This window comes from Eisenbergiella tayi (assembly GCF_001881565.1).
In the GTDB taxonomy this organism is placed as follows: Bacteria; Bacillota; Clostridia; order Lachnospirales; family Lachnospiraceae; genus Eisenbergiella; species Eisenbergiella tayi.
Window position 1 is genome coordinate 39,299 of record NZ_MPDJ01000003.1, and the last position, 15,903, is coordinate 55,201.

Genomic DNA, 15,903 nt, shown 5'->3' on the forward strand with positions numbered 1-15,903 from the left:
ACAAATAAAGACCGGAGAATCCTATGGAACCCTACTATTACAGCCAAATGAACAAAGTACAGCAGAACGCCTATCATGCCATGAAAACAGGGCTTATGTCGATGGCCCCTCTTTTTATGGTTCCCAAACTGGAAAACCGGGAGCTGGGGGATATTTTTTTCCAGCTGCGCCTGGACTGTCCGGAAATATTCTATGCATCCGGATTTCATTATCGTTTTTACCCGGAGGCCAATAAGGTGGAAATGATACCGGAATATCTTTTTGAAAAAGGTAAGATAAAAGAACATCAAAAGGCGATGGAATCACGGTTATCCAAGCTGGCGCGTCCGGCGGTGGATTTGCCGGAATGGGAAAAAGAGCTTTACATCCATGATTTTATCTGTTCCTCCGTCCGATATGATAAGCTGAAAAAAGCCTATTCCCATGAGATTATCGGGCCGTTGGGGCAGGGAGTGGGCGTATGTGAAGGAATTGCCAAGACGGTGAAAGCTCTGTGTGATGCGTTGGGTATTTGGTGCATGATCGCCATTTCAGAAGCAAACCCGGAAAAAAAGATCAAATACCGCCATGCCTGGAATATCATCAGAATCGGCGGAAAATATTATCATCTGGACGCAACCTTCGATAATACGCTGGGCAGCAGGGATGCCATACGATATGATTATTTCAACCTGGAGGATGCCCGTTTTTTCCGCGACCATGAGCCTGTTATTTACAGAGCTCCTTCCTGTAACGAAGGCGGTTTTTCCTACTACATAACGAAAAAGCTTTCCTTTACCAAAGCAGAAGACGTGGAAAAAAGAGCCGTCCAGGCAATAAAAAAGAAAAAAATCTTGACCTTTCACTGGCGCGGCGGCTATCTTACGCGGGAGAAGCTGACGGAACTGCTGGAGCTTCTGGAACGAACGGGAAGGGATAAGGGAAAGTATGCCCAGATCCATGTGAATTGGCCCCAGGCGGTTTTGTCCGTCAGGTTTCTTGATGAACTGCCGGAAAAAGAGGTAGTGATGGAAGAGGCTAATGAAGAAGAACTATAAGCGGTGAAGGCCGCTGTAGGAATGCAGAAAAAATAAAGCCGCCGGGTGTATTGATTCCAACCTGGCGGCTCTGTTTTTTACTCCTGCGTTATTTTTTCTTCAAACAGATTATCCCGTGTTATATTATTCAGCCATTTCTCACTCCGGTAATGCTTGAATACCCACGGCCATTTCACAAATTCATCCGTACACAGCAGGAAATAAACCCACATAACAGGAAGCTTAAATACAAAGGCGGCGATAAAGCCAAGGGGAACCGCATAACACCACATGTCGATAGTATCGCAGACGAATCCGAACCGGCTGTCCCCTCCGGCGCGGAAAACACCGGCTATCAGGGTGGTGTTGACGGCTGCGCCCATGACGTAATAGGTGTTGATGAGCAGCATGTACTTCAGATAATGCATGGCTGTTTCGGAAAGCGAGGCGTATTTCAGTACAAAGGGCGTAGCTGCCAGGATCAGAAGACCTCCCAGGGCGCCGCTTATTACGGTCAGCTTCATCAGCTTCTTAGCATCTTCCCTGGCATCTTCCAGACGGTTCTCACCTATGACCTTGCCGAGCAGAATACCGCCGGCGCTGGCAATTCCGAAGCAGAGGATGGTTCCGAAGTTACGCACTACGATAACGAAGGAATTGGCGGCTACCGCATCGGAACCCAGATGGCCGATGATGATGGAATAGGTGGAAAAAGCCACTCCCCATATGACGTCGTTTCCAAGGGCAGGAAGGGAAAGCTTAATAAAATCCTGGAATAATATTTTGTTGCGGGTGAACATATAACGGAAATCAAGCTTAATGTCCTTACTGAAAGTGGAAACAAAGAAGCAGCAAATCAGTTCGACGATACGGGAAATGGCAGTCGCTAAAGCGACACCCTTTACACCAAGCTTCGGTGCGCCGAACAGACCGAAGATAAAAACGGCATTTAATATGATATTCAGGGAAAATGCGAGCACATTAAGAGCCATGCTGACAGTTACTCTTCCGATACTCCGCAGCACAGCCAGATAAACCTCTGTAATACCCCAGCACAAATAAGTGATACTCATAAAACGTAAATAGGAAGCCCCCAGGGTAATCAGTTCCGGATCATTGGTGAATACCTTCATCATGAGCTCCGGAATCAGCAGGGCGACACTGGCAAAGGCCAGGGAAATGACGAGGGAAAAACGCAGGGCAATCCCTTCCACCACTTCGATGGCATGCATGTCCCCTTTTCCGAAATACTGGGCACAGAGCATGGTGGCTCCGGTACCAAGGCCGTAATAAACCATAAATAAAACGCTGGCATATTGGGAAGCCAGGGAAACCGCTGAAATGGAAGACTGCCCCACATAATTCAGCATGACGATATCTGCGGAGCTGACAGCGGCGCTCAGCAGGTTCTGGATGACAATCGGAAGCACCAGCTTGAAAATCTGTCTGTAAAAACCGGTGCTGTCCGTGAAAAATTTCCTGTGCATATAAAATATCCCCCTCCGTATAAGAAGCACTCCTGAAATGCGGGAATGCTTTCTTAATTATACAACCAAAGAGAGGGGAATGTATACCGCAATATGAGCTGCAGGATGTAAATCGTCAGTTTTACTCAGGCCTGTTCTTAATGACCAGTTCCAACAAGTGCAGATCCTCCGTACTGGTAATGATTTCGGAGATGGATTTCTTTTTGAATTTGTGTAATATGCTGTGGATCTGAGACTTAACTGTGGACATTTCCACATGCCGGATCGCACAGATATCAGCGCGGGTATGGCCGGAGGAAAGCAGGTACAGAGTATCAAGCTCCGTTACGGTAAGGGAGGCGAGCAGATTCAGCATATAAAGGAAGCTGGTTTCATAGGTCTTTACCCGTTTGAATTCGCTGCGGATCTTACCGGCGATTTCAGGTCGGATAGGGGAACGGCCTTCATAGGCGGCCTTTATGCCGGAAATGATTTCCTCGTTAGAAGAATTTTTGAGCATATAATCACATACGCCCAGCTGGAAAGCGGAAAAAATCAGTTCATCGTCCTCATAAACGGTAAGGATTATGATTTTGATATCCGGCAGTGAAGCCAGAATTTCCCGGGAGGCCCTGATGCCTGCGTCCTTTGTTTCCATTTCAATATCCATCAGTATGATGTCAGGAGGAGAGGCGAGAGCGGCGGAAACCGCCTCTGTCCCGCTGCTTACACTCCCTGTAAGTTCAATTTCAGGACACTGGCCCAGATAATAGGCGTATTTTACCCGGATCGGTTCCAAATCCTCTGCAATGAGAACCTTTATCTTATTTTCCATTTGTCTGCCTCTTTTCGGTGAAAATCTGTGTGATTTTAGGAAGGAGTATCTGAAAGGAGGTCCCTTTGCCTAGAGTGCTCTGCACTTCGATCTTTCCTTCATGTGCCTGGATGATGCGGTAAGTGAGGGACAGGCCGATTCCCCAGTGTTTGGATGTGGGTTTGGAAGAAAAGAACGGAGTGAATATTTTCTTTATATTATTTTCCGATATTCCCGTTCCCGTATCCTGGATTTCAAGAAGGATCCAGTCGTCCGTATTGCGCAGATTAACAGTGAGCGCGCGCTCCTCCTGCGTATCGGCGCTGATCTCCTTTGCCTCTATGGCATCCATGGCGTTGCATATAATGTTGTGGAGCGCCTGTTCCAGATAAATGGGATCCGCCAGCGCGAGCACCGGATAATCCGCGAAATTTTTCCTGATTTCAATTCCTGAATCTTCTTTGCAGAATGGGGCGAGTATTTTTTCCAGCAAATCCTTCAAATCGATATCAATCAGATGCAGTTCGCTGGTTTTCGTGCTTTTATGTATTTCATCAATCCTGGTATAAAGTTTTTCACAGCGGTCTATGGTATCCTGTATTGTTTTTTCCGGATAATCCGCAGCCGGAAGCAGTTCAAGGCCGGACTGTATGGCGAGCAGCTCATTCTTTACATAATGGCAGAAGACCTTGGAGGTGGTTTCCGTTGCGTCAATCTGCTTGGAGATTTCAAAAGCCTCCGCATTGATCTGGTGGCTGATATGGGTGAGCCGGTACAGGCTGCCGCAGATGAGCAGCAGGAAAATAATGAATACAAAGGGAAAGAGATTATAAAAAATAAGGCTGTTTCCCAGATTAATATACCAAAAATAGTAGGACTGCGCAATTTTTGAGATTCGCAGCAAAAAGGAGGGCGTTCGGGAAATAAAGGTAAAATACAGGGTGCTCAGAGTGAAAAAGCAGACAGTCATCATCAGAAAATTATAACGGATCAGCTGGATTCGGGGCGAGTGGTAAAAGGAAACCAGAAGCATGAGGACACTGAGCAGGACCAGAAGGTTGTTGCCGGATCTGGTAAGCATATAGAGTATATTTTCCGCATCATAAAATTGTTTGGAGCCCATAAATGCCGGATATAAAAAATAATAGAAACGGATATTGAGGGCGGGATCATAAATGATCAGCTGGAGCAGGAGATAAATCCAGATGGCGATTTTAGTTCTTCGTATGGTTTTTGCGGTGAAGGGAGTGTGGAAGTTCAGGGCGAAATAGACGCTTGCCAGCACGATGCTGAGACTGGCGGCATTAATGAGCCTGATTACGTTAAAACGGGAAATAGGAAGGAAGAAAAGATACCGCCATAAAGGATCCGGCAGGTAAAAGTAATTTTTTATCACATTATAGTAATAGGCATCCCTGGAATAATAAATCATCATGCTTAAAATGGCGAAAAAATAAGCAACAAGAACAAGGGTGAAGGGAATCGTATGCCTTTCCTTATGGTGTTGGTAAAGCATAAAGAAGATGATGAAAAGCAGAATAAATAATACATAAAACATAGTTATTTCTCCCATTATAAATGCCGGTCTGAAACGGATTCCTGCCTTTTATTGTGTTTCCTTGCGCAGGCGTCTGCGGTAAGCCGTGGGTGTTTCACCGGTGTGTTTCCGAAACAGCCGGGTGAAATAATTGTAATCCGGTATCCCAACCTGTTCTGCAAGTGTACAAACCGGTATATCTGTTCGTTCCAAAAGCTGTCGGGCTTTATCCAGCCGGGCATTCCGTATCATTTCGCCTGCCGTACAGCCATACTGTTTTTTTACCTGGGAGCAGAGCATTGTTTTTCCTGTGCCCAGTGCATCACACAACCGTTCCAGGGACAGAGGTTCATCCAGATGTGCCGTAATATACTGCTTTGCCCGGCGGGGCAGGCTTTCACACTGCAGCCGGATACAATCCTCCAGCCAGACGGAAACGGCGCAGGCCCGCAGCACCCGGGCACAGGCGAGGATGTGCTCTTCGTCCGCGAGGGGAAGGCTGGAAAAGGCCGACTGAAGGTTATCAGCCGGGATTCCTATTTCTGACAGATCCTTGATGACTTTTCTGCATTGTCCCTGCGGTTGGGAGGTTCGGCGCATCTGGCCGAACATCAGGAAGCCCAATATTTCCTCTCCATTGCATATCGGGGCGGCGGCTTCTGTAAGTCCCGCGTGGCATTGATAAATGTGAATTTCTCCGGGAGCCTTTTCCCCGGAGAGTTCCAGCGCTGCACGGTCACAGGCAAGGCAGCGTTCCAGTCCTTCCGGGCGTGAACGGATAAGCCTGCAGAAGCCGCTGAGCTTTATCGGGAATGCGGCCACCTCTTTGCAGGCCAGATCAAATACCCCCACCCGCAGGCCGGTTATGGTGTGGAAATCCCGGAGAAGCGGGAGAAGTCTCTTTTTGTCGAAGACAATTTCCATGATGTCCTCCCATATATAATGGTAAAATAGTTCGCTACTGAACGATTATGCTAATAATAGCACAATTGTTCCTATTATGCAAAAAATGGTTTTGGTAGAATGAGGGGTGTGGGGGAGTTCCCGCCGCCTCCCCGTCCGCCGCACCGCCTTTCCCTGCCGCCGTCTTTCTTACTGCCTGCCGCCATGGAGTATGTGTTGTCCTCTCCAGCCTCAAAAACGGGGTGTTTCTAAAGGGTTTGTTCTGCCGGAAGGCGGCCAACGCGGCAAAACTCCTCACCCATGCGGCTTTGGCCGCACGGGTTCGTCAGACAGGCCGCTAAGGGCGGCCGTCTTCCGACAGAACAAACCCTTAAGAAACATCACCGTTTTTTCCCATGGAGAGGGCAACACATACTCCACGGCGGCAGGCAGTAAGAAAGACGGCGGCAGGGAAAGGCGGCGCGGCGGACGGGGAGGCGGCGGGAACCGGCAGGTTATGGTGAAGTGCGGTGGGAAGAACATGTATAGAGAAGGGAGAAGATGTATTATGACGCAAAGGGAGTTAGTTATTGCAGCGTTGAATCATGAAGAAACTACTACGATTCCTTATCATATTGATTTTACGGGGCAGTCGCTGGAGCAGTTGATTGCTTATACGGGGAATCGGGATATCGGGGAGCAGCTGGGGGTGTGTATGAATTATATCCAGTATTGGGGATGGCCTTCGGAGATAGATGGGCGTCCTGGTTATTTCCGGGATGAATTTGGGGTTGTGTGGAACAGGAATGGGGCTGATAAGGATATTGGGGTGGTGGAGAAGCCTCAGATAGAGGATTTGGAGGAATGTGATTATCGCTTTCCGGTATGTGATGAGGCGAGGCTGCGGCGGGAGTATGAGGAGCTTGTGGCGGGTAAAGGGGATCGGTTTACGATGGCTGGGTTCGGGTTTTGCATGTTTGAGAGATCCTGGTCTTTGATGGGGATGGAAAATGTGCTTATGAGTATGATTATATGTCCGGAGGAGCTGGAAAGGCTGTATGATCAGATCTGTGATTATTTCTGCGGGCTTGTGGATATCGCGCTGGAATACGATATCGATGGGGTGTATTTCGGGGATGACTGGGGGCAGCAGAAGGGGCTCATTATGGGGCCGGATCATTGGCGTCGTTTCATCAAGCCCAGAATGGGGCGTTTGTATGAACGTGTTAAAAAGAAGGGGAAGTATATTGTGCAGCATTCCTGTGGGGACTGTCATGAAATTTTTCCGGATTTAATCGAAATCGGGCTGGACTGTTATCAGACGTTTCAGCCGGAGATTTATGATATTGAAAAAATGAAGGATCTGTATGGCGGAAAGCTGGCCTTCTGGGGCGGCGTGTCCACACAGCAGTGTCTTCCCTTTGCGTCGCCGGATGGCGTCAGGGCGGAGGCTGTGCGTATCATGAAGGCGCTGCGAAGGGATGGCGGTTTGATTATTGCGCCCACTCATGCACTTCCTTTTGATGTGCCGCCGGAAAATATTCTGGCTCTGCTGGATGTATTCCGGAATCAGGAGCGGTATCTATAGATATCTTTCAACTCCCTATCTCGTTTTGAATTTTGAATTCAATGACATTACCTTCCATTTCGAATATAATTAAACTGTTTCTAAGAAAGTATTGGTGGAGGGAATCATGGGAATATTTATAAATTTGGATGTAGCGTATAATGTAAGCGATGATGAGTGGGAGCCTGTTTATGAAGAAAGTTTATATCTTGCAAAAAAATTTAAGCTTATGGATTTTGATGAGTTGGACTTGTTTGGCGCTCAGCTATATTGTGGTGTACCTGTAGAGGAACAGGCGGAAGCAGACGAGCGATTCTGGAGCACAATAGGGGATTATGAGACTATGGGGCGGGCTGAGTATCAAAGGCTTTATCGAAAGCTGGGAAATTACCAGTCGGAACAGGAGACGGGAAAATGTTATGATCCGCTGCTTTCTATTGCACCGAGCCGGACTATGCTTGACTGGGAGGATGAAAGGTGCCGTAATTGTTACAGCTTTTGGGGAAATAAGACACAGGGAGAAGCTTATCATATGTATTTGCTGGCGATAGGATGTATGATAGAATCGCGGCTGAACGGGAAAGCATGTGTGAGCGGGGATATAACCCTGGGGCAGTGCAGAAAGGCAGTTGATCTTGCAAATCAGTATTTAAGAGAACCGATCGGGCTGCCGGTACAATGTGATCTGGAACATTTATATAGACGTATACGAGCTCTTCCATTAAAAGGGGCAGAGCCATTAAATGTATTGCAAAGATTGTACCTGGGTAAAATGGACAGAGACTATGGGGAATTTGTCAATACACATTTTTCCAAAGAAGAGAGGATTGAATTCTGGCGCAGGGAATTTGAGCATTTAAGGATAGGGACGATAGGTTTTTCTTCCTCACTAAAAGAATATTTCAATCTGGGTAATGACCTGGAAGAACTTTGTGATATTGTAAATTTGTCAGATGAGGAGGGAAAGAAAGACTATGATGGATTTATAAAAGAAATCATGAGTACGAACCTATATTTGGAAGATAAAGATCTTCGGGATTGCCTGGAAATTGACAGAGAATCTGAAAGCCCTTATACAATTTATACATTAATGGCTCAGTTTGCTTTCGCGGGAGCTGCAAATTACAGCGTAGATGCCTATATGCCGATTGAAAAAATACGGGAAATATTGTGTCGTAAATTTGGCGGATTATGTGATGTTCCGAATATAATTGATGAATATATGAAGAATAAGGAGGAAGACAAGGAAGAAAATCCGCCCGGAATATTAAATGATTTTATAGATACGGCTGAAAAAAACATAGAACGTGATCTACAGTCATATGATATCTGCGAAATCAGGGATTTATTGTATTATGAAACAGGTGATAAGCTAAAACCTGTTCTGGAAGAAACCTGTATTAAATATATAACATTTTATAAAAAGGTATGTGAGGAAGAGCACTTTGCTGATTTGATGAAAAAATCTTCTGAAGATAAGTGTGCTTTTCTGGTTCATCAAAACAAGTACCTTTTTCTGATGAAGAATCGATGGTTTGAGATATTTGATGAAATTAAGGAAAATCCGGAATGTTTCAGACGGTATTATCCTATGGTAAGAGTTAGATTAGATGACACTTCCTGCTGGCTGGTATACGCATATGTTGTAAACGATAATTTTTATCGTTATTGTGAAGAAATGCAGGAAAGGTAAGAAGAAAAGATAGGAAGAAAAGATAAGAAGAAGAGGTCCCGGGTTTTGCATCCGGAGCCTTTTCTTTTTGTGCAATACCCCTAAAGGTTTATGAAATTTCAACCTTTGCACTGGTGAGATATACAGATATACTAAGACATGTCAGTGAAATATACGACAAATAAATAGTATTATGGGAGGAAAAAGTATGAAATTCAAACGTGTATTGGCAATGGCAGTAACGGCGGTTATGACCTGCAGCCTGCTTGCAGGGTGCGGCAGTAGTAAGACGGGAGCCGGAAGCTCCGAATCTGCTGACAGCGCCGGAAGCGGAACAGAACAGAATGCAGCGGCGGCGGATACCGGAAGCGGAGAAAAAACAAATCTGAAATTCTATATCTGGAGTGATGAGGAAAATTATATTTCCAAGGTTGTGGAGCAGTATAATGCGCAGAGTGACAGCGTACATGTGGAAATGATCAGCATTGCCAATGACAGCTACGACGGCAGAAAATTAAGCAATGGGATATTCTTGAATGCCGTTTCAAATCATGTTATATTAAAAATAAGAATGGTATTAATGGAAGGAGGAAGAATTTATGTGTCAGATATCAATTAAAATTCCAGATGCTGTTTTATATGATACCCATATGAATCAGGAAGAGGCGACGGCGTTTGCACAACGTATTGTTGCACTTGGTTATTATACACAGAATAATGTATCAATTGGTTATTGTTCACAGATTGCGGGAATGACGGAAGAGGATTTTATTAAATACTTGGGGATGAATCAGGTCAGTATTTTTCAGTTTGACAACAAGGATGAATTTATGGAGGAATTGAAAAATGCGTAGAGTGATTGTAAATTCAACTCCGCTGATAGTTCTATGTAATGTTGGTAAACTGGATATATTAAGAAAGTTGTATACAGAGATTCATATTCCGCAGGCAGTATTTTATGAGGTTACAGAAAAGTCTGATACGGCTTGCCAGGTACTTAAGGAATCTCTTGATTGGATACATGTTGAAAAGATTCATTCCGAAACAGATAAGAAAATGTACAAGGCTAAGCTGCATGACGGAGAAGTGGAGGTTATGATTCTGGCTCAGGAAGATAAGAGGGCCGACTTAGTGATTATTGATGATAATGCAGCGAAAAAAACGGCAAAGTATTTGGGACTTTCCGTGACTGGAACGATGGGTGTTTTATTAAGGGCGAAACGTGAGGGATATCTTACAGAAATTGCTCCGATTGTAGAAGAACTCCGGGGAAATGGATTTTATATTAGTGACAATTTGGCAGAGATGATTTTAGAACAGGCTGGAGAATAGCTATTTTATTTTGTCAAAAGCAGTCAGTTGGTTGAAAAAGAAGACCGACTGGCTGTTTTTTATATATAATTAATATGTAGTTCCATTGAGAAAAAGAGCGTGGGATAATAGGCTACTGTCATCCCACGCCTTCTTTTATTCAGCTTCCCATTTAAAAAACCTGACAGCAATCAGACTGCAGCAGACAAGCAGTATCACAAGTACCAATACCGGCAGCAGCACGTTTCCCATCGGAAGCCCCAGAGAAGAAGCCTTCAGCAGCTTAATTCCCTGTGTAAGAGGCAGAAAATCAGCGATCCGCTGCAATACGGTTGGCATGACCTCGTAAGGCAGGGTGGCTCCGGACAAAAGCAGCATGGGAAAATAAAGGACACATGCCGCAATGCTGGCCGTCTTCGTATCCGGCGCCAGCCCGCCCACCATCATGCCGATGCTGAACATGGACAGCATGACTAACAGATAGCTGAGGAGAAACGCGGCGGTACTGCCCTGCATGCGGCAGCCGAAAAACAGGACGGAACAGGCATAAACCAGAACAAGAGATACCAGGGAATAAGTGGAATAAATGGCAACATGGACCGCAAGGAGCATTACGGGGCTTACCGGGGTAACCTGGAAACGCTTCAGCACTTTTTTCTGCCGGTAGTCGGAAACCAGCAGGGGAAGTCCCATGACACCGCCGGCGCAGACGGCAATGGTAGTCAGAGCCCCGAATGACTGCTCCAGAAAGGTATAGGAAGAACCGGGAAAGGCCGGTTTCTCTCCATAAAGCATCCCAAGGATGAAAACCATGACCACGGGGAGGCAGACTGCAAAAATAACCATATCCATTCCCCGCAGGGAGAGTTTTAATTCAATTTTATAAAGGGTACGAAAAGTTTTCATATTTCCTCCGATTCCATAAACCAAAGATAAGCATCCTCCAGATTGTCATGAGGACTGCGTGCCACAGCATCATCAACCGTGCCTTCAAAAATGATCTGTCCTTTTTTCAGGATGGCGATTCTGTCACAGAGAATGGCGACTTCATCCATAAAATGGGAAGTCAGCAGAATAGTGAGCCCCTTCTGCCGGAGACTTAACAGATGGTTCCAGACCTCACGCCGGGCTTTCGTGTCCAGACCGGTGGTCAGTTCATCCAGAAAAACTACTTCGGGTCCCGGAATAAGGGCGAGTACGATGAAAAGACGCTGCTTCTGCCCGCCGGACAGCTTACTCACCATGAGTTCCTTTTTCTCCGCCAGGCCGAATTGTTCCAGAAGCTTTTCATAATTTTGTGAACTGCGGTACAAAGAAGCGGTTTCCTCACATAATTCGCTTACCCGTATCCGATCCGGATAATAAGGCTCCTGAAACTGTACCCCTACTTTTTGAAAAAGCCTTTTGCGATCCTTAACAGGCTCCATGCCGAGGAGCGATGTGCTGCCGGAATCCGGTCTGCGGGTTCCCAGCAGACATTCGATAGTGGTACTTTTTCCCGCTCCGTTTTCTCCCAGCAGCCCGAAAATTTCACCGGGATTCACCGAAAAGGAAATATCCCTGACGGCAGGAACTCCATGATAGGCTTTCCGTAGCCCCTTTACACTGATTGGTGCTTCCATTTTTTCTCCTTTCTGCGCGCCTAAACGCGCCGGCAGATCGGATGGGAAAAGGATTTCCTTCACCGCAGCCCGGTCTGCCTGTTTTCAGAAAAAAGAATAACACCGGCGCAAAGGCTGGTGTTAAAGTGGAGGGTTATTTTCCTGTTCTTTTTTCAGAGCTTCCAATTCCTCCAGAATCTGAAGAAAGTTTTTCCTGGCATGGGACAAGGATGAGAGCAGGCTGTCACAGGCGCTGAAAATGTCTTCCTGTTCTTTTGGTGTGTCAATGACCGTCCGGATATCGGCGGCAGGATTTACAGTCAGGGTCCGGAGCATGCGCAGGATGGCGGTCAGGGAATAGTCTGCACAGCGAAGGGAGCGAATGATTTTCAGCCGCCGGATATCCTCTTCCGTATAGATGCGGTAACCGTTGCGTTTCCGTTTTACCTCAAGCAGACCGTTTAATTCCCAGTTCCGCAGAGTATCGATGGAAACTCCCAGGTAATCAGCCGTTTCTTTGCGGGTGAGCGAAAGCGTATCGGATGCAGTATTTTTTTCTTCTATTAAATCCCGCGCGATCCGAATCGCTTCCTCGGCGCGCTCTTTTTCCAGGGAGACCTGCTTCAGATATTTTTCTGACAGGGCAATCGCCCCTGAAAAATCACATTGAGCGGCAGTTTTGATGATATCCACCGCCTGTTTTCTCAGTCCGTTCTGAAGCACCTCAACCTGAAAAGCCAGCCGGGCGATACGGAACTGGTGGATATGCAGATCTGTAAAAATGCGGTAGCCGTTGGATTTCCTTTCGGGCGGGGTAATAAGGCCCAGTTCCTCATACAGGCGCACGGTATTGGGATGGATGCCTATTATTTCGGCAGTTTGTGAAGTTGAGTACGTATGTTTCATTTGTCACCTCTCTTGTCGTTCATTATAGCATATGCAGAAAGTCTGGTGTTATAGTGTATGGTTTCCGGTTATCATTTGGTCATTGACAAACTTAATAACAGAGTATATATTGTATATATAAAAATATATACAATATATACTCCGGAGGTACCATATTGAATATCACAATAAGCAATTCCAGCGGGAAGCCCATCTATGAACAGATCACTTCCCAGATAAAAAACTACATTATAACCGGCGAACTGAAGCCGGGGGATGCCCTGCCCAGTATGAGGCTGCTCGCCAAAGAGCTGCGTATCAGCGTTATTACCACCAAACGCTCCTACAACGATCTGGAACAGGAAGGCTTCATTGAAACCATTACAGGAAAAGGCAGCTTCGTAGCGAACCGGGATGTCTCCATTATCAGGGAAGGCAGTCTGCGCATGGCAGAGGAATATCTGACCAAAGCCGTGGAAATTGCCAGGGAGAATGCCATATCCCTGGAAGAACTGACAGAGGTCCTGAAGGTTCTGTACGAATAAGGCGGCAGGCATGCCTGTTCCTGTAAATTGTCCGGCAGGCGGACAGAAAGGTATCAGATATGGAAATGGATAATGCAATGGTAATCGAAAACCTCTCCAAGGCCTATCCGGGCTTTGCACTCAGTGAGGTTTCCATGACTCTGCCAAGGGGAAGCATCATGGGTTTTATCGGAGAAAACGGCGCGGGAAAAACGACCACGATCAAGCTGATTTTGAATATGCTGCACAGGGACAGCGGTTCTGTCCGGATTCTGGGCAAAGATAATATAAAAGAGGAGAAGGCTGTCAAGGAACGTCTCGGCGTGGTTCTTGGCGATTTGAATCTGCCGGAAACCATGAACGGCCTTAAAATAAACAGTATGATGTCCGGGATTTATCCGGGCTGGGAGGAGGACGTCTTTTTTTCCAACCTGGAACGGTTCGGCCTTCCGAAAAACAGGAAAATCAAGGCCTATTCCCGCGGTATGAAAATGAAGCTGTCCATAGCAATTGCTCTGTCGCATGGGGCTGAGCTGCTTTTGCTGGATGAGCCGACAAGCGGATTGGATCCAATAATAAGGGATGAAATTCTGGATATTTTCCTTGATTTTATCCAGGACGAAAACCACAGCATCTTTGTATCCACTCATATTGTGGAGGATCTGGAAAAAATTGCGGATTATATTACCTTTATTCACAAAGGCAGGATTATCTTGTCGGAGGAAAAGGATACCCTCCTGGAACGTTTTGTCATCCTGAAGGGGCCGAAAGAAGGCTTCGCGGCCTTTGAGAGTTCAGAGCTCATCGGATATAAGGAAAACCGATTTGGCGCGGAAGCGATGGCAGAAGCAAAGGTCTGGAGGAAAAAAGAAGCGGGGGCAGCAGGCCTGGTTGCGGATCCCGTGCGTATCCAGGATATCATGCTTTATTATGTGAAGGGAGAACGTATATGATTGGACTGCTCAAAAAAGAATATTACCTCATGGAGGGCCAGATGAAAAGCTGGCTGATCGTTGCTGTTTTCTGCTTCTTTTATTCTTATTTCATGAACGCAGACAGCTTTCTCTTCATGCTTATTATACTGATAGGCATTATGAGTACAATGACCGTATTCAGTCTGGATAAGGCCTGCGGCTGGGATACCTACGCCATAAGCCTTCCCCTGACGAGAAAAGAAATCGTGGAAGCCAGATATCTGTTCGCTTTCCTGATCGATATCGGTGTCAGCCTTGCCTGCTGTCTGCTTATGCTTCTGCGCGGACTGATAAAAGGCGGAGTAAACATTCCGGAAAGTCTGCACTCTTTGTTTCAGATACTGCTGGTCACCATCTTGATGCAGCTCTTGCTTTTTCCGGTCATTTATAAATTAGGCGTGGAAAAAGCCAGATTTGTCTATATGGCCGTTTTCATCTGTTTAAGTCTGGGAGTGCTTGGCCTCAGCCAGTTGGATGATAATGGGGCAGTGTTGGCAGGGATCCGGATTAATGCAGAAAAAATCATGCAGTATGGGGAAATTGCGGCCGTTATTTTGGCTGCTGCAGGCTTGTTTCTTTCCTTGTGGCTTTCTGTCCGCATCTATGAAAAGAAAGAATTTTAAACTGGAGCTAATTCATTTCAAAACAACATATAAATTCGCATTATTTAAACTGGAATCTGCCTGCTGCATGTAATGAGACCTTCCCGGTTTTCAACAGACAGGGTAAAGGAACGAATTTTTTCATCACGCTTCAGAGTGAGGGAACCGATTCCTTCGCTGCCGGCGCAGAGCCGTCCTATGTGAGAGAGGAATATATGGCGGGTATTTATGACCTTCCAGCTGAGAGTGATTTCCGAACCGGAGGCTTCCGATGTTACCTGGAAGGTCTCTATGGAAGCGGTAAGAGGTTCCAATAAAATGCTTTGAGATACCTGTCTGCTATCACAGTATGCGGTCAGCGTATAACTGGCTTTGCCGGTTAATAGCATCCGGCGGGAGCCTTCTTTTTCCAGAATAAGGCCGCCGGGCTGTAAAACCACCTTATCCGCGCCTGTGACACACCACTCCAGACTCACTGTGTCCCGAAAGCCGGTGACCACGTCTGCGGCGGCAGGCACAAAAACACGGATACTTAACGGACATCTTTTTTTATAGATTATGATGGTTCCTTCCTGAATTCTTCCTTCTGTTACATTGACATATTTCACATGGCAGGAAGCTGTGGTATCTCTTGGCAGCGAGGTCCTGAGCCGATCCAGAATAAATTCGATGCCGGAGAAAGGTTCCAGAGAAAAGGTTCGGGAAGGATACAGGATAAAGGTATCAAGGTCTTTTTGGCAGCAGTACCAGTCGTCCGGCTTTGCAAAAAGAACATTTTTAAAGGATTCCTCATCTGTCAGGCAGTCGGCAGATGTTCCTAAGTCAAAGCGCAGATAAATACAGGTAAGTCCTTCCATGACGGCTGCATTATCATAAGAAGGTAATTCAATATATTCTTTTTTTGCATCATTCTTCAGAATTACGGATTCCTCAGGAGAGGGGTTACGCAATTCCATAACAATTCTGTTTTGTATGGGGATTCGGTCGGGTTCTCCGTTTTGGGTATAAAGATAAGCAGGTGTCAGATCCAAATACAAACCAGCCATTTCTAT

17 protein-coding genes are annotated in these 15,903 nt (G+C 46.1%); 9 read left to right on the forward strand and 8 right to left on the reverse strand.

The window, feature by feature from the left end:
- Positions 1-23: 23 nt before the first annotated feature.
- Positions 24-1,037, forward strand: coding sequence for a transglutaminase domain-containing protein (locus BLA28_RS11475; protein ID WP_069158869.1), 1,014 nt, complete (start codon positions 24-26; stop codon positions 1,035-1,037).
- A gap of 77 nt (positions 1,038-1,114) precedes the next feature.
- Here BLA28_RS11475 and BLA28_RS11480 read toward each other — a convergent pair whose 3' ends face one another.
- The 4 genes from BLA28_RS11480 to BLA28_RS11495 all read right to left on the reverse strand — a co-directional run bounded on the left by BLA28_RS11480 (position 1,115) and on the right by BLA28_RS11495 (position 5,757).
- Positions 1,115-2,503: an MATE family efflux transporter gene (locus BLA28_RS11480; protein WP_044972690.1), complete on the reverse strand. Its 1,389-nt coding sequence runs from the start codon at positions 2,501-2,503 to the stop codon at positions 1,115-1,117.
- A gap of 121 nt (positions 2,504-2,624) precedes the next feature.
- The gene (locus BLA28_RS11485; protein WP_009250964.1) at positions 2,625-3,317 is read right to left on the reverse strand and encodes a response regulator transcription factor; all 693 of its coding nucleotides are present in this window, start codon (positions 3,315-3,317) and stop codon (positions 2,625-2,627) included.
- Positions 3,307-4,854 (reverse strand): sensor histidine kinase, encoded by a 1,548-nt coding sequence (locus BLA28_RS11490; protein WP_069158870.1) that lies wholly within the window; start codon positions 4,852-4,854, stop codon positions 3,307-3,309. Before BLA28_RS11490 ends, BLA28_RS11485 begins: the two co-directional genes overlap by 11 nt.
- A 48-nt stretch (positions 4,855-4,902) precedes the next feature.
- The gene (locus tag BLA28_RS11495; RefSeq protein ID WP_069158871.1) at positions 4,903-5,757 is read right to left on the reverse strand and encodes a PocR ligand-binding domain-containing protein; all 855 of its coding nucleotides are present in this window, start codon (positions 5,755-5,757) and stop codon (positions 4,903-4,905) included.
- 526 nt (positions 5,758-6,283) lie between these two features.
- Between BLA28_RS11495 and BLA28_RS11500 the strand changes: the two genes are divergently transcribed.
- The 5 genes from BLA28_RS11500 (at position 6,284) to BLA28_RS11520 (ending at position 10,286) form a co-directional block, all read left to right on the forward strand.
- Positions 6,284-7,303 carry a uroporphyrinogen decarboxylase family protein gene (locus BLA28_RS11500; protein WP_069158872.1) on the forward strand — a complete coding sequence of 340 codons (1,020 nt, stop codon included), beginning with the start codon at positions 6,284-6,286 and terminating at the stop codon, positions 7,301-7,303.
- 106 nt (positions 7,304-7,409) lie between these two features.
- A complete protein-coding gene (locus BLA28_RS11505; protein WP_069158873.1) occupies positions 7,410-8,975 on the forward strand; it encodes a hypothetical protein in 1,566 nt (521 codons plus the stop codon).
- A gap of 187 nt (positions 8,976-9,162) precedes the next feature.
- On the forward strand, positions 9,163-9,573 hold the full coding sequence (locus tag BLA28_RS11510) for a hypothetical protein (RefSeq protein WP_069158874.1): 411 nt from the start codon (positions 9,163-9,165) through the stop codon (positions 9,571-9,573).
- Positions 9,554-9,808: a UPF0175 family protein gene (locus BLA28_RS11515; RefSeq protein WP_069158875.1), complete on the forward strand. Its 255-nt coding sequence runs from the start codon at positions 9,554-9,556 to the stop codon at positions 9,806-9,808. The genes BLA28_RS11510 and BLA28_RS11515 overlap by 20 nt, the downstream gene beginning before the upstream one ends.
- Complete coding sequence (locus BLA28_RS11520; protein WP_069158876.1) at positions 9,801-10,286, forward strand: DUF3368 domain-containing protein; 486 nt, start codon at positions 9,801-9,803, stop codon at positions 10,284-10,286. Before BLA28_RS11515 ends, BLA28_RS11520 begins: the two co-directional genes overlap by 8 nt.
- Before the next feature lie 135 nt (positions 10,287-10,421).
- Here BLA28_RS11520 and BLA28_RS11525 read toward each other — a convergent pair whose 3' ends face one another.
- The 3 genes from BLA28_RS11525 to BLA28_RS11535 form a co-directional block, all read right to left on the reverse strand.
- Positions 10,422-11,171 carry an ABC transporter permease gene (locus tag BLA28_RS11525; protein WP_069159136.1) on the reverse strand — a complete coding sequence of 250 codons (750 nt, stop codon included), beginning with the start codon at positions 11,169-11,171 and terminating at the stop codon, positions 10,422-10,424.
- The gene (locus tag BLA28_RS11530) at positions 11,168-11,887 is read right to left on the reverse strand and encodes an ABC transporter ATP-binding protein (RefSeq protein WP_069159137.1); all 720 of its coding nucleotides are present in this window, start codon (positions 11,885-11,887) and stop codon (positions 11,168-11,170) included. Before BLA28_RS11530 ends, BLA28_RS11525 begins: the two co-directional genes overlap by 4 nt.
- Before the next feature lie 120 nt (positions 11,888-12,007).
- Complete coding sequence (locus BLA28_RS11535) at positions 12,008-12,772, reverse strand: MerR family transcriptional regulator (protein ID WP_069158877.1); 765 nt, start codon at positions 12,770-12,772, stop codon at positions 12,008-12,010.
- Between the two features lie 155 nt (positions 12,773-12,927).
- On the opposite strand from BLA28_RS11535, the gene BLA28_RS11540 reads away from it, so the two are divergent.
- The 3 genes from BLA28_RS11540 to BLA28_RS11550 are packed head-to-tail and all read left to right on the forward strand — an operon-like array spanning position 12,928 to position 14,872.
- Positions 12,928-13,296 (forward strand): GntR family transcriptional regulator, encoded by a 369-nt coding sequence (locus tag BLA28_RS11540; RefSeq protein WP_009250951.1) that lies wholly within the window; start codon positions 12,928-12,930, stop codon positions 13,294-13,296.
- Positions 13,297-13,355: 59 nt separating this feature from the next.
- The gene (locus BLA28_RS11545; RefSeq protein ID WP_330388907.1) at positions 13,356-14,228 is read left to right on the forward strand and encodes an ABC transporter ATP-binding protein; all 873 of its coding nucleotides are present in this window, start codon (positions 13,356-13,358) and stop codon (positions 14,226-14,228) included.
- Entirely contained in the window at positions 14,225-14,872 is a 648-nt protein-coding gene (locus BLA28_RS11550; protein WP_069158878.1) for an ABC-2 transporter permease, read from the forward strand. The genes BLA28_RS11545 and BLA28_RS11550 overlap by 4 nt, the downstream gene beginning before the upstream one ends.
- A 44-nt stretch (positions 14,873-14,916) precedes the next feature.
- Here BLA28_RS11550 and BLA28_RS11555 read toward each other — a convergent pair whose 3' ends face one another.
- Entirely contained in the window at positions 14,917-15,897 is a 981-nt protein-coding gene (locus BLA28_RS11555; RefSeq protein WP_069158879.1) for a hypothetical protein, read from the reverse strand.
- Positions 15,898-15,903 lie beyond the last annotated feature (6 nt).

Coding starts and splice junctions, on each gene's coding strand:
- BLA28_RS11475 (WP_069158869.1), top strand. CDS start 24: ATGGAACCCTACTATTACAGCCAAATGAACAAAGTACAGCAGAACGCC.
- BLA28_RS11480 (WP_044972690.1), bottom strand. CDS start 2,503: ATGCACAGGAAATTTTTCACGGACAGCACCGGTTTTTACAGACAGATT.
- BLA28_RS11485 (WP_009250964.1), bottom strand. CDS start 3,317: ATGGAAAATAAGATAAAGGTTCTCATTGCAGAGGATTTGGAACCGATC.
- BLA28_RS11490 (WP_069158870.1), bottom strand. CDS start 4,854: ATGTTTTATGTATTATTTATTCTGCTTTTCATCATCTTCTTTATGCTT.
- BLA28_RS11495 (WP_069158871.1), bottom strand. CDS start 5,757: ATGGAAATTGTCTTCGACAAAAAGAGACTTCTCCCGCTTCTCCGGGAT.
- BLA28_RS11500 (WP_069158872.1), top strand. CDS start 6,284: ATGACGCAAAGGGAGTTAGTTATTGCAGCGTTGAATCATGAAGAAACT.
- BLA28_RS11505 (WP_069158873.1), top strand. CDS start 7,410: ATGGGAATATTTATAAATTTGGATGTAGCGTATAATGTAAGCGATGAT.
- BLA28_RS11510 (WP_069158874.1), top strand. CDS start 9,163: ATGAAATTCAAACGTGTATTGGCAATGGCAGTAACGGCGGTTATGACC.
- BLA28_RS11515 (WP_069158875.1), top strand. CDS start 9,554: ATGTGTCAGATATCAATTAAAATTCCAGATGCTGTTTTATATGATACC.
- BLA28_RS11520 (WP_069158876.1), top strand. CDS start 9,801: ATGCGTAGAGTGATTGTAAATTCAACTCCGCTGATAGTTCTATGTAAT.
- BLA28_RS11525 (WP_069159136.1), bottom strand. CDS start 11,171: ATGAAAACTTTTCGTACCCTTTATAAAATTGAATTAAAACTCTCCCTG.
- BLA28_RS11530 (WP_069159137.1), bottom strand. CDS start 11,887: ATGGAAGCACCAATCAGTGTAAAGGGGCTACGGAAAGCCTATCATGGA.
- BLA28_RS11535 (WP_069158877.1), bottom strand. CDS start 12,772: ATGAAACATACGTACTCAACTTCACAAACTGCCGAAATAATAGGCATC.
- BLA28_RS11545 (WP_330388907.1), top strand. CDS start 13,356: ATGGAAATGGATAATGCAATGGTAATCGAAAACCTCTCCAAGGCCTAT.
- BLA28_RS11550 (WP_069158878.1), top strand. CDS start 14,225: ATGATTGGACTGCTCAAAAAAGAATATTACCTCATGGAGGGCCAGATG.
- BLA28_RS11555 (WP_069158879.1), bottom strand. CDS start 15,897: ATGGCTGGTTTGTATTTGGATCTGACACCTGCTTATCTTTATACCCAA.